This window comes from Bacteroides sp. RCH18 (genome assembly GCF_058231005.1).
The window spans coordinates 1,602,268-1,615,271 of record NZ_JBIPTC010000002.1; the positions used below are offsets into that span (position 1 = coordinate 1,602,268).

The 13,004-nt window shown below is 38.0% G+C and carries 9 protein-coding genes; 5 read left to right on the forward strand and 4 right to left on the reverse strand.

Annotated features, from left to right (window positions below):
* Positions 1-66 precede the first annotated feature (66 nt).
* The 5 genes from ACHLI0_RS21590 to ACHLI0_RS21610 all read left to right on the forward strand — a co-directional run bounded on the left by ACHLI0_RS21590 (position 67) and on the right by ACHLI0_RS21610 (position 3,862).
* Positions 67-441, forward strand: coding sequence for a MobC family plasmid mobilization relaxosome protein (locus tag ACHLI0_RS21590; RefSeq protein ID WP_490750001.1), 375 nt, complete (start codon positions 67-69; stop codon positions 439-441).
* Positions 425-1,324, forward strand: a complete 900-nt coding sequence (locus tag ACHLI0_RS21595; protein ID WP_490750002.1) for a relaxase/mobilization nuclease domain-containing protein — start codon at positions 425-427, stop codon at positions 1,322-1,324. Before ACHLI0_RS21590 ends, ACHLI0_RS21595 begins: the two co-directional genes overlap by 17 nt.
* Positions 1,324-1,971 (forward strand): hypothetical protein, encoded by a 648-nt coding sequence (locus tag ACHLI0_RS21600; protein ID WP_490750003.1) that lies wholly within the window; start codon positions 1,324-1,326, stop codon positions 1,969-1,971. Before ACHLI0_RS21595 ends, ACHLI0_RS21600 begins: the two co-directional genes overlap by 1 nt.
* A 130-nt stretch (positions 1,972-2,101) precedes the next feature.
* The gene (locus ACHLI0_RS21605) at positions 2,102-2,704 is read left to right on the forward strand and encodes a master DNA invertase Mpi family serine-type recombinase (RefSeq protein WP_301221357.1); all 603 of its coding nucleotides are present in this window, start codon (positions 2,102-2,104) and stop codon (positions 2,702-2,704) included.
* 27 nt (positions 2,705-2,731) lie between these two features.
* The gene (locus tag ACHLI0_RS21610) at positions 2,732-3,862 is read left to right on the forward strand and encodes an Eco57I restriction-modification methylase domain-containing protein (RefSeq protein WP_490750178.1); all 1,131 of its coding nucleotides are present in this window, start codon (positions 2,732-2,734) and stop codon (positions 3,860-3,862) included.
* Positions 3,863-3,910: 48 nt separating this feature from the next.
* Here the strand turns inward: ACHLI0_RS21610 and ACHLI0_RS21615 are convergent, their stop codons facing one another.
* Genes ACHLI0_RS21615 through ACHLI0_RS21630 form a run of 4 tightly spaced genes read right to left on the reverse strand, consistent with a single transcriptional unit; the run spans position 3,911 to position 12,627 of the window.
* The gene (locus ACHLI0_RS21615; protein WP_490750004.1) at positions 3,911-6,976 is read right to left on the reverse strand and encodes an Eco57I restriction-modification methylase domain-containing protein; all 3,066 of its coding nucleotides are present in this window, start codon (positions 6,974-6,976) and stop codon (positions 3,911-3,913) included.
* 26 nt (positions 6,977-7,002) lie between these two features.
* A complete protein-coding gene (locus ACHLI0_RS21620) occupies positions 7,003-10,296 on the reverse strand; it encodes a helicase-related protein (protein ID WP_490750005.1) in 3,294 nt (1,097 codons plus the stop codon).
* A gap of 47 nt (positions 10,297-10,343) precedes the next feature.
* A complete protein-coding gene (locus ACHLI0_RS21625; protein WP_490750006.1) occupies positions 10,344-11,057 on the reverse strand; it encodes a hypothetical protein in 714 nt (237 codons plus the stop codon).
* A 4-nt stretch (positions 11,058-11,061) separates the two neighbouring features.
* Positions 11,062-12,627: an RNA-binding domain-containing protein gene (locus ACHLI0_RS21630; RefSeq protein ID WP_490750007.1), complete on the reverse strand. Its 1,566-nt coding sequence runs from the start codon at positions 12,625-12,627 to the stop codon at positions 11,062-11,064.
* Positions 12,628-13,004 lie beyond the last annotated feature (377 nt).

Below are 13,004 nucleotides of genomic sequence, written 5' to 3' on the forward strand. Positions count from 1 at the left end.
AACCTATGCGGCAAGCGATAGAACTGCCACTCTCAAAAAAACAATTTATCAATATCGAGAATCAATATGAGTATAAAGGAAAAGAAACTTGGTGGCCGCCCAAAGTTGGCGAGCTATCAGAAACGTACCAAATGTTTTCGGGTAATGTTTACCGAGAATGACTACATTTATATTCAATCCAAAGCGGAACAAGCTGGGTTGTCTGTCAATGAATTTTGCCATCAGGCAGCAATGGATTGTCCGGTCTGCCAGCGCATCAGTCCGGAAATGGCATCGGCAATTCGTGACCTTTCCGGCATCGCCAACAATGTCAATCAGATTGCTCATCAGATGAATGCCTATGGTTTAGAAACTGTCAAACAACAATGTTTTTCAATCATCTCAGAAATCAGTAGAATTATCTCCCAAGCAAAGAACAACTGCCATGATAGCGAAGATTAAAACAAGAGCCGATTTTGGTGGAATCGTGAATTACGCCAATGACCGAAAGAACAAGAAAAAGTGCGCCACGCTAATAGCGCATGAAGGAGTTTGTGCCGTTAGCAATAAAGCCATCTCGGATTCTTTTCAGATACAAGCATCCATGCGCCCGAAAGTGAAAAGCTCGGTGAAACACGTATCACTTGCTTTTTCTTCGCAGGACATTAGCCGTTTTCCTGATAACGAAGAAGGAGATGCGCTGATGGTAGAGATTGCTAAGAAATGGATGGAACAAATGGGGATTCGCAATACTCAATATATCATAGCCCGACATCACGACACGAAACATCCTCATTGTCATTTGGTATTTAACCGGATAGACAATGATGGCAAACTTATTTCTGACAGCAATGAAAGAATACGTAATACTAAAGTATGCCGGGCTTTGACTAAAGAATATGAACTGTACTTTGCTCCTAAGAATAGTAAAGCCAGAAACAAGAGTCGTTTGCGCCCTTATCAATTACGGAAGTATAATCTACGTTCTGCAACTCTTGATGCACTGGCTGTATCTCGTTCATGGAATGATTTTCTTGGCATTCTCAAAGGTCAGGGTATAGATATACGCTTTAATCATACAGATAACCCTGATAAAATTCGTGGCATATCATTCTGTCAAAATGAATATAGTATAGCCGGTTCTAAACTTGACCGTGATTTAAGTTTTAACAGTCTTTGTGCTACATTGGGCAATGTGGCAGCGGAACTGGTTGTTCAACCTCATCAAGCCATAATTTCCGGTGGAGGTGGAGGAACAAGTAATGAACTGGGATGGCGAGACGATAAAAATAAGGATAACCAAAGAAACGCCCCTTTTTATAAACCCTCAAAACGTAGAAGATAATGAAAGAAGATGTAGTAGCAGCAAATCTTGCAAATTTGCGGCAAAGTATCAACGAGCTTAAAGTGTGTATTGAAAAACAGAAAACTACAGCTCCTAAACCAGAGCAATCTGTAAAAGTGGACTTTGACGAAAAGACCATTTATAATGGAGTCGCCAAAAGTTTCTGTGCTTGCTGGAACGATGCGTTATCAGTGGTGAAGAAGCATATCTGGAAGCAACAGCCGGACACATTGCCGTTCTCGCTATGGTTTCCGAAGCTTATTGAATTATTCAAGCAGAAGTCCAAATTTCTTGAATATCTTTATCGGCACGTTTGCGATTATAATCTCAATCGTATGAATATCGAAGCAAATACCGAAAGCATATTAAAACGGCAGGATGAGATATTTGTCAAAATCAATGAGTTGAAAAATCCAGTAACGGTTATTCCACCCAATATCAATGGGATGTTTATACGAGGGCATCATATCAAACTTCGATATGTTGTAGCCTTTATTGTCATCATTGTTACGTGGGCTGTTACTGCGTCGGTTAGTAGCGTGAAGTATAAGGAAGAATCCTTTGCACATTATTCGATGTATAGGGCGGTGAAGGAGCAGTCTAGATTCATATTACAAAGAATGGAGGAACTCTCAAGAAAGAAATAGCATCTATTGTGTGTAAAATCACTGCTTATTAAGAATTTATCCTTTTATATTCTTATTGAATACCTAAAAAAAGATTTTCTTATGACCATGAGATATTTCATAAGGTATAAACAATAATAATTTAAGGATTATGATTTACGGATATATTAGAGTCAGCAGTGATAAACAGACGGTAGAGAATCAGCGATTTGAAATTAATAACTTCTGTGAGAGGGAAAACATCAAAATTGATGGTTGGATAGAAGAAACTATCAGTGGAACAAAAGCTTATAACAAAAGGCAACTCGGAACACTTTTAAGGCGAATACAAAAAGATGATTTGATAATATGTGCAGAACTCTCTCGGCTTGGTCGTAATTTATTTATGATAATGGAAATACTCAATATCTGTATGACAAAAGAATGTCGAGTATGGACTATTAAAGATAATTACAGGCTTGGAGAGGATATACAGAGTAAGGTTTTGGCCTTTGCTTTTGGCTTATCTGCAGAGATAGAACGTAACCTTATCTCTCAACGAACAAAAGAGGCTTTAGCACGGAAAAAAGCAGAAGGTGGCAAATTGGGAAGAATTACGGGCAGCAAAAACAAATGCAATAAACTTACAGGAAAAGAAGAAAAGATTAAGCAATGGATTAAGCTTGGAACGCCCAAAGCAGAAATAGCTCGTAGATGCAAAGTAAATCCTTCAACCATCTTTCGCTATCTCAAAGATAATCCAACTTCAAAATAACGTCCCTCAGACTGCAATGGTTTTGATATTGTGATTGGGAACCCGCCGTATGGAGCTAATATAGACGAGTTGGTACCTCTGTATGAAAGATTATATCCTAAAACATCACATGGGTATAAGGATATATACAAGTATTTCTATGACTTTGGATTATCAATTTGTAAAAAAGACGGTTCCCTATGCTATATCACTCCAAATACCTTTCTGCGACAACCTCGTTATGGTGATTTAAGAAGAGTTCTATTAGAATTTAATATAATGCAGATTCTTGATTTAGGTGAAAATATATTTATGGATGCAGTGGTTCCTGTGGCTATATGTATCTGCAAAAATGCTAGTTATAAAAATAATGAGGTATCGTTTATTGATTTAACGCAAATTATATCAGTTCAAAATTCTAAGGAGGTATTAAATTCCATCAAATTTGAAATTCTTTCACAAAATTATTGGGCAATAACAAGGAACAACTCTTTTACAAAAGTAATTCAGCAATTGACTCTGAATATTGTAGAATTGGATTCCATACTTAAGTTTAAGGATGCAGGAATTAATTATCAACGGGTTAAAGTGGGTTTATCGCAAAAAGGCAAGTCGGATCTTAGTTCAAGACTATTATATGAAGGAGAAAAAGAGTCAAGAAACGATGTGGAGTTTTGGAAAGGTGTGGATATCAACAGTTTCTTTATTTCTGAACACACATCAAGATTTTGTAGAACTAACATCATATTACGAGAAGGAGAGCGTGTGATTCTTAATGAGGAATATTTTAACATTTTCCCTAAGTTAATATGGCGACAAACTGCACCATACCCAATATGTACAGTTGATTATAAGGGAGTTTGGTTTGGACGTAGTATTCAAGCAGGCTTAATAAAGCCTGAATATCAAAATACAATCTCATATGAATATTTGTGTGGAATTCTTAATTCTAAATACATCAGAGATGTATATGAACAAAATGTGAAAGAAGGTGGGCGTGTATTTCCTCAAGTAAAATTGGAGAAACTTAAACCACTCCCAATAGTTATTCCAACTCCAGAAGAGCGTAAGATTGTTGAAGATATTGTATTGCAAATAATTACCCTTAAGTCTAAATTTGAGGATACAGAAAAATTGGAGGAACGATTGAATAAGTTTGTCGCTAAACTTTATAGTTAAAAGTCCAAATACAGCAATAGCCTGCTGAATTGCAGGCTATTGCCGTGTTTAGATGCTTTGTTCGATAGTTTTTATTTCGGTATCAGTTAGTCCATATAGTTGATATACAAGCTTGTCTATTTTATTACATATTACTGAAGTTTCAATATTTTGTTTTTTATATCGAATAATTGTATCAACCAAGTCTGACAATTCGGATTCAACTCCATCACTAAGATGTGGTAATGGGAACATCTTCAAATGCACACCTTTAATGTAAGGAAAAACATCTGCGTTAGTTATTAGCTTTTTATTATAATAATAATTTAATAATTTAGAATTAAGAATCGCTAATAAAACCCTATTATTATACCTTTTATTGGGTTTTAAATATAGGTTATATAGGCTTTGGTCTGTATAGTATTGTTCGCTATCAAGAGAAGCCATTAGTATATTGCCGGTTTTACGAACAAGAATCTTCTCCTTCTGTTCATAAACAGATTGGTCTGTATTGCTGTGAAGTAACTCGGGTATAAAATTAATGTATACAGATTTGAAAACAATCTGATATGGTGCAATATGTTTACCTTGCAGGTATTTCTTGTGATAGATTGTATCTTTTGTATTTGACAGAAATTGCTTTATACCTTTAGCAACTATACCTACATATATTTTATAATAATCTTCAACTTTCATACCAGATGCTTCCATTTTAGAAAATATAGCAGAATCAGTAGAAGTAGACTTCAAATCTATTACATATAACTTATTAGAATTATTCCATTCTCCTGTAACAAATTCCTTTTCTTCTATGGGTACTAAAGATAAATCTGAAACGCGCTTGAATAGCATTGTATTATTTTCAACAACCCCTTTTTTACATCTAAGAATAATGGAGTCTGTTACAGCATTAAATACTTTATTGCTGAATGAAACTATTTCTTTGATTTGATTTCTGCATATTAAAAACTCTCGTATTTTTTTGAGGTAATCATTTTGTAATATAGTGCCTGGGATAATATAAGATATAGTACCTTGATTATTGGAAATATTGATACCAGCTTCAGTAAATAAAGCATAACTATTTACCTTATACTCAGCAGAATGGGTATAAGTTGCTATTAGATTATTTAACTCGCTATCTGAAATAGAGTTTTTTTCTTTACCTCTATATGTAATATACGGCGGGTTCCCAATCACAATATCAAAACCATTGCAGTCTGAGGGACGTGAAAATACATCACTAAACCAAGTATGCCAAAGGAAGAATTTGTTATTCTCAGCAAGATTGATAGTTTTGAGTTTGCCAAGAATTGTAGGGTTGTATGCTTGTTCCTCCAACTGTTTGTTGATGGTATCGGAAATTTCTTGTTGTAACTTCACCTTTCTATCGTGGTCGCTACAAGAGTAGTACGAAGATAGCAGATGTGATACGGTTTTCTGTAAACGATTCTTCTCATCATCAAAGAGCGATATTTCCCCCTTATCTTTCTTGTACTCCTTTTCGTAGGTGAGCTTACTTAAATCAACACCCATAAAGCTCTCGACAAGTGAGTTACCTTGCATAATCTTATAGTCAAGGTTAGGTAATGGCGATGGTGTTTCTTCATCAACTACGATTGAAAGCCAAAAACGCAAACGGGCTATGTCAACAGCACCTTTCTCAATATCTACACCATAGATATTATTTTGGATAATGCTCTTCTTAATTTCGGCACGGTCATAATGCTTGCCGCTCAACACTTCACGACAATGCAACAATTCATTAAGCAAACCCATAGGGAATGCACCAGAACCGATGGCAGGGTCGCAAATCTTCACCTCTTCAAGTGCTGTAAGTAGTTTTGGCTTCTTATTATCAGGAATGTCAGCTACACCATCTTCGGGAGAAAGAACGAATTTTCGAATCTTATCTTTTGCCACGCTTGTATTGGTTTCAAGATAGGCAATAAGCGATTCCTGGCACATATAGCGTACAATCTCCTTCGGAGTGTAGAACGCTCCTTTATCTTTGTTGTCTTCAAGCAAGTTTTCGAAGATTTTACCCAACATTTCGGGGTCAACACCGACCTCGGCATCATTAGGGTCGTTCTCATCAATGGTAAAATTATACTCGCTGAAGAATTGGAACAAGCGTTTGAAGTATTCAGAAGGGAAACGGCTCTCTGGCTCATCTTCCGTATCACGTTCAAACAAACCTCCATTGAGATATGGAATATCTTTCCACTCGGCAAGCAAAGACTTATCCCAGCCGTAATTAGCAAATAGAGCTTCACGTTCCGCAGGTTTAGTATTCAATATACCGAAGAACAGAGGTTCAAGAACAGAATCAAGATAATCGTTCTTGTATGCCGAGTTCTCAAACATATTCTGCATGTAGTTGAGGTCGCCACACATCCAGCCTTTGCGCTGCAAGAAGTGTAGGAAGGTGATTCGTCCCATCATCTTCTTTACATAATCACGAATTTTCTTTTCGTTGTGGTCAAATGCTTGCATCAATGCAGCATTAGGCTCGCCAAGCACCTTTTCTTCCCACTTGCTACCTACTTTAACGAACCGCTTGCCTGTAATGTATTGAATAAAATCAGCGTATTGTTCACGGTATTTATTAAAGAACTCATCAGAGAGAGCTTCAACGGAGAAGGCTATTTTCAAATTCTCAAATGATACACCTTTCTTCTTCAAGAAGTTGAAACGCTCAATAGGTGTTCGGTATAGCAGATTATCACTACCGAAAACATACGTATATCGTTTGGGTGATGTCGCTTCGCCCTTAATATCACAAATGAATGACAAACGCCAATGGTCGCCACTGTCGAACACCACCAATGCTGCATCAAACTCACCCCAAATAGGATTGATAAATGATTTTACAAGATTGCGAAGCCCCACACGCTTGTTAGCAACTGAACCTTTTGAGATGTTATATTGAAACAAACCGATACGGTAACTATCGGTAGTATTTATGTTGCCTAAATAGTAGCCCTCATCCGAAGTGTTCTCAATAATTCTTTCAGGTTTCTTCTTCAATTCACTTACATTGAAAAAGTGTTGCGAAAAGCTATACCATTGTGTCAAGTTGAATGACGATTGGAACAGGTTTCTTAAACTATCTGTAGTATATATAGTTGCCATAGTAATATTGGTTTATAGTGAGTGATTTATTTGAAACTCTCTGAAATAATGATTTGAGGATTGGAAATATCTTGTGCATCGTGGCGTTGCTCCTTGTTCATCGTCTGATAATCACCAAGTAGTTCCGATATTTTGTTTTGTAAACAATACTCATCTTGCTTCATCTTTGCACGGTCGCTCTTGTATTCACGAGACAAAGCTTTCAAGTAACGAGGTAGCTGGGCGTAGATACCTTCATTGATATATCCCATCAACACATCGCATTGTGATTTCAATTCATTATCGGTTGTTATCTGCTTGATGGTACGCAAGAACTTGTTGGCTTCAAGCGAAGTCTTGTCAAGGTCAGTGCGGTTGATGGATGATGTATCGGCAGCCTCCACATATTCGGTCGTATATTGAGCTAATGCACTATTTACATGTTTGTAGTGTTGCTCTTCTTTAGAAAATGGCACAGGCTGTTCTTCTGGCTTCGCTTTGAGATATTTTACTGCTTCAAGGAAGTCAATAACCTCCACACTAGTTGCTGATGCCAAATAGAACTCTGTTTTAACATTGGAAGAAACAAATATTATAGACTTACCGCTATGCTTTCCTGTATCACGCATTACACGGCTCTTCATTGGCAGTGCCTTGATTTTGTGATACAGTTTGCGGTCACTATTATAGAGTTCACGTACCTCACGCAATAGGGCAATTTTCTTGTCAATGCTATCCTTTACATTGCTATCGAACATCTGGAACTCCTTTACAATCTCCTCTTTGGAGTAGATTTGTGCATCTTCGCCAAATGCCGAATGGAAACCTTGCAACTTGACAAGGGCATTCTTATATAACTGAATTTCTTTATCTCCCTGTTGAGATGGGTAGAACATATAGTTGTAGATGTTGGTAGCAACTGATCCGATACGGTTTACACGACCGATGCGCTGCATCAATCGGGTAGCGTTCCAAGGCGAATCATAATTGACAATCACATTAGAACGATGCAAGTTCACACCTTCCGCTAACACATCAGAGGTAATGATAATGTTGTACCTCATAGAATCGCTGTCAAAGTTTGCATCAAAATTTTCCTTGATGGTCTGTCCCAAACGATTGCGGTTGGCTGCTGTAACCATTAAGACATCGGAACGACCAATTTCCTTTGTAAGTCTATCGTACAAATAGTTCAGTGTATCTACACTTTCGGAGAACAATACCAATTTGCCCGATGGATTTCTCTCTTTATCGAAGAAGTTATGAGTAAGGTTTTCTTGGAACTTATCGAATTTTGGGTCGTCATTCTCTTTCTCCCAATCTGCATTGAGTTGTTCCAATATCTCACGGTCGTGATGGAGCATTTCAATAAAGTCGGAACTGAAAGCATCTGCGGTAAAGAGTATATCTTCTGTGGCATATCCTTTTGTAATAGCATACTCTATAATCTCGTCAAGTTCCATATTCTTTGCTTGAAGATCTTTTACTTTCAAGTCAGGAGCAATGATAACCTTGTCCTCTTCAAACATCTTAATCATATCGGTTGTGATACGAAGAAGTGTGCGGAGCGACTTCTTGAAAGCATAGAAACTACTCTCCAATCGCTTTACCATATGGACACGATAGATAGCTGCCAATGTCTGACCGATATGTACAGCATTCTTGTACTTGTTACGATATTCAGGCTTCAAAAACTCTACTGCACGATAACGAGCATAAGTTAGTCCCTTGCCCTCTGGATTCTCATCTGTTTTCCCATCGGTTAATTGTTTCAATGTTTCGTAGAAACGATTACTTGTGTCGGAGTCCATCACGTACTCCAATTCGTTAGGTGGCAGAATATTGGGGAATATGATGCCCTGAGACTTGATGTCTGCTCTATAATCAGGGTCATTTAGAATGTTGTTGCGTGTACGACGAACTGTTACTTTGTCGATAACCTTACTACGGATTTGCTCATATATTTTATCCACTTCGGATGTAACATCACGCTGGTCACGTTCACGCATCAATCGCTTGTAGTCCAATATGTGTTCTGAGAAGAAACCTTTGAGGTTTGGAACTCCATCAATGGTACAACTCTGACTGTTTTGGAACAGCAATAATTGATTCTGCAAATCATCGGGACGGTTGTTGAGCGGAGTTGCTGAAAGAAGCATCACTTTCTTCTGTGAACTCTTCAATAAGCCCATATTTATGCAAGGAGACTTGCATATCTTCTGCAACTCGTCATACTTGCCCGAACTATCGCTACGGAAACCGTGTGCTTCATCGACAATGATTAGATCAAACTCCTCTTTATCCTTGTAGTTGTCTTTACCGTCAAGAACTTTGGATAGGCTACCATTAGTGATAAACTGAGCTTTTTTGTAGATGCCGAACAACTTGAATGTATTTCTCCAGTTGTCTTCCAGAGCAGGAGGATAAACAACAAGGATATTGGTGTTTTTACCGTTAGCCTCTACAAATCGCTTGGCTATCATTGTAGCAATCATAGTCTTTCCCAAACCTACAACATCAGCAAGAAACAAGCCGTTATGCTGCATCAGCATCTGATAGCCTTGAATAACGGCATCTTTCTGATATTTCAAATCCTTGACACCATCGGGTAACTGAATAGAAAAATCATCTTCCACTTGGTCGCCAAAAGTATCGATAAGCACTTTTATGTATAGTTCGTATGGCGTTGGCTGATAACCCAAATATGTTTTCTTCTTGTACTCTTCAATATCTTCTACAGTCAATGGCACAGCTTCATTCCACAAAGCCCAAAACTCATCAGAGCAATACTTTACATCGTCAAAATCTTTCATCGCTACATTAAGTTCGTATTGTGGTGGTTGCTTAATGCCTAAACCCGAATCAGAGATATTTGACGATCCCATAATAACCCAACCATCGCTATGTTCGCTATGATTTTGTGGCAAACAGAGATAGAATTTAGCGTGCAAGTTTTTAGTAGCGTGGATACGCATTTGTAAGCGTCCTGAAACAAGGTCTTCACACATCTGTAAAATACCCTCTTCTACTTCAGGAGAATATTGGGCATTAATAATGTCCTCTTTGAAGCCGTTGTGATAGATTTCTTTCGCTTTATCTTCGTCTGCTAACATCAATAGAGCTTTATTGTGTTTGCGAAAAATATCATCAATATTAATGCCTACCAATATTTTAATTTCTGATACATTATCCAATTCTTTTCGTAATTTAAAATAACCAGATGAGCGAAAAAATCCAACAACTGCTAAAAAACTATCGAAATTTATCATATCAGCAGCAATACCTTTGAATTTATCAAACAAGGTGTTTCCTGTGCTATTTGTGAAAAATTTTGTACTCATTATTATTCGTATTAAAATTTAATTAGAAATAAGTGACGCTAATAATGCTAATTGTTATTGAGCATTTTCTTTTCTCTCCTTTCCTTAACTTTCTCCAATCCCGGCATCTTTTTAGCCAATGCACTTTCTCCAGCAGGAAAATAGAGAGGAAAAACTTTATATAAGAAACCCACAACTTCACTACGACTTTTATCCATATTGTAAAAAGCAGAGCAGACAAAGTACATTAGTTCTTGCTGACTACATGTTTCTTTGGGCTGTATGCTTATTGAGGGAGCAACTATCAAGTCATGTTCAGCAAATGATAGAGCACTGGCAAGAATAGCTTCCTGTTCTTCTTCGGTAAACATCTTTATTTTCCCAGCTAACCATTCAAGTTCTCTTTGCTGAAGTGCTTGTTGCTTTTCATTTTGATGTTCCAATAGGATTGCTACATTTTTTTGTTGCTTTTCGGTCAAGGCATTTTCCAATGCTTGATTCTTTCGTTTAAGGACATTGTATTTCAGTAATGCGGCAATGTACATACAGAAATAACCTACTGCAATATCAAATATCAGAACAAGCAGATAATTGCTGTTTGAATTTTTGGTATTCTTAGCCATACACTCACTGATAGGAATAACGGCAAATAGCATGATGATGGCTATTGCATAAAGTACCCTGTATCGCATCTTGTGGCTTACTTGCGGTAACGAGGCAAACAAAAAGGCGATAATCAAAACGGCAATTATTGCACTGAATGGTATGAAAGATGTCTTCATAGTTTTATTGCTCAGTTTGAGGGTTAACAATAATGCGCCAATAGCCACCATGATCTGCTCCTTCACGAGACAAAATTCCTATAGAACGAAGCTTTGAAATATGTTTTTCTACGGCTCGGGAGCTTATTCCTATTTTATAGGCCATTGCTTCTGCAGACATTGATGGGTCGGAAATGACGAAATCAATAATCTTTTGTGCGGTTTTCCCAATGCTTTTAGATTTGTTTTTCGAATCTCCGAACTTTTTCTCCGAACCTTTTTGCATTATCTCCGAACTTTCTTGCGTATCACCAAAGGTTTTCACCGAACTTTTGCTGTTTCCACCGAACTTTTCCACCGAACTTTCTTCGTTTTCAGGGTACTTTTCGAGGGTACTGTTTACCCTGTTAGCCACTTCCTCAACAGGTATTCTTCCGTTTTCGTTCCAGTTTAAATTATAGAAAGTGGTGTAGAAAGAAGTCGCTTCCGTTTGATATTGAGGTTCTTTGCCTTGCAGGAAGTTAGGCAGTTTCTCCGTAAGCTCTCGCATTTTCCGTAGGCCGGAGCCACGTTTCTCCATATAGTCCAACTGAGTGAACACATCCGCAATGACGGGATTGCGACGCATGGAAGGCACTTTGTATATGTCACGGTCTTGAATCCGCGTACCATCAAGCATAGCACCGGGTGATACCAGTTCCACTCGGTCATCATAAATGTCGATATGCACTTCACCGCCCATTATGGTATAATCCCGATGGATAAGGTGGTTTACCAAGCCTTCAAAGATGGCACGGTCGGAGTAGTCGGGGAGGTTCAGGCGATAGTTGGGCATCTTCACCCATCCGCTCATGGTGTAGTTCTTGATGAAGTCCATGCCATATTTCAAGAGCAGTACAAGGTTTGCACGATGCTCTACGGAACTGATGGCATCATCTTTATAGAGTCCCGTCCAACGGGTGCAGAAGATACGCGATTGGAATACGGTGCAATTATCCACGAACAACAGTCCGGCATTGGTCAGTTTGCCGTCCGGTGTGACCAGCCCGAATGATTCCAGATACTTGTCATTCCATTCCTGATGGGTTTGCTCACGGAAGGTATTGGCAAGGATGATGAAAGAATGCTTGCTGGCATCCACTTGGGTAGGCAGTGAATCCCAAGTCATGTGCGTACCTTTCAATACCAATGAAAGAAGTTGTTGCGAATTACACTCCACGCTTTCATTGCCAACTCGTACATATGCGGTACGTGTTCCATCCTGATAATAATAATAAGGTGTAAGCGTTCCTGCCTTTACTTTCACTTCAAGCAGGGTATGCCCTTCATGTTCTATCGGAATAAGTTGAACTTCCGGCACAGGGTCAAGTCGTGCCTTTATCATTTCACTGATAAAATCAGCATCGGCTTGTGGATTCTCCAACCCTACAATTACGCCGTCATCATTCACTCCATAGAACAAACTGCCACCATCGGTATTGGCAAAAGCCGATACCGATTTGAGCCATGACTTCACTTTCTTACGTTCCAACATTTCCTTGAAATCGTAAGCTGAGCATTCCGCTATCAATGTATTGTTATGTATTTGCATAGTTTCCTTATTGTTGTTTGGGTGTAACACCCCAATATCATACACAAAGGTAAGGATAAAACCGAAGAATCTGTTAAAAATATCGCTTTCTTTTGATTATTATGCGTTTATATCACGGTTTTTATTAAATAAATCCGTACTTTTGCAGTCAAGAGCTGTGGTTGCTTATGAATGCTTATTTTCAGATTTGCGTTATATTTGCAACACGTGTACGCAAGTCGCTGATAGATATATCACGTTGATTTTGAGGAAGTGAAGTAAGATTAGCTGAATTAGTATATATAAAAAGGTGTGTCAGAACTTTTTCTGACACACCTTTTTGAATTTTATAATTAGCCTATTGAAAATAAATAGAAAGGTTTTTGTTTATTTTGGTG

Bases quoted from the DNA above. Each gene is read 5' to 3' on its own strand.
- ACHLI0_RS21595 (WP_490750002.1), top strand. From the start codon at position 425: ATGATAGCGAAGATTAAAACAAGAGCCGATTTTGGTGGAATCGTGAAT.
- ACHLI0_RS21625 (WP_490750006.1), bottom strand. From the start codon at position 11,057: ATGAAGACATCTTTCATACCATTCAGTGCAATAATTGCCGTTTTGATT.
- ACHLI0_RS21600 (WP_490750003.1), top strand. From the start codon at position 1,324: ATGAAAGAAGATGTAGTAGCAGCAAATCTTGCAAATTTGCGGCAAAGT.
- ACHLI0_RS21630 (WP_490750007.1), bottom strand. From the start codon at position 12,627: ATGCAAATACATAACAATACATTGATAGCGGAATGCTCAGCTTACGAT.
- ACHLI0_RS21605 (WP_301221357.1), top strand. From the start codon at position 2,102: ATGATTTACGGATATATTAGAGTCAGCAGTGATAAACAGACGGTAGAG.
- ACHLI0_RS21615 (WP_490750004.1), bottom strand. From the start codon at position 6,976: ATGGCAACTATATATACTACAGATAGTTTAAGAAACCTGTTCCAATCG.
- ACHLI0_RS21620 (WP_490750005.1), bottom strand. From the start codon at position 10,296: ATGAGTACAAAATTTTTCACAAATAGCACAGGAAACACCTTGTTTGAT.
- ACHLI0_RS21590 (WP_490750001.1), top strand. From the start codon at position 67: ATGAGTATAAAGGAAAAGAAACTTGGTGGCCGCCCAAAGTTGGCGAGC.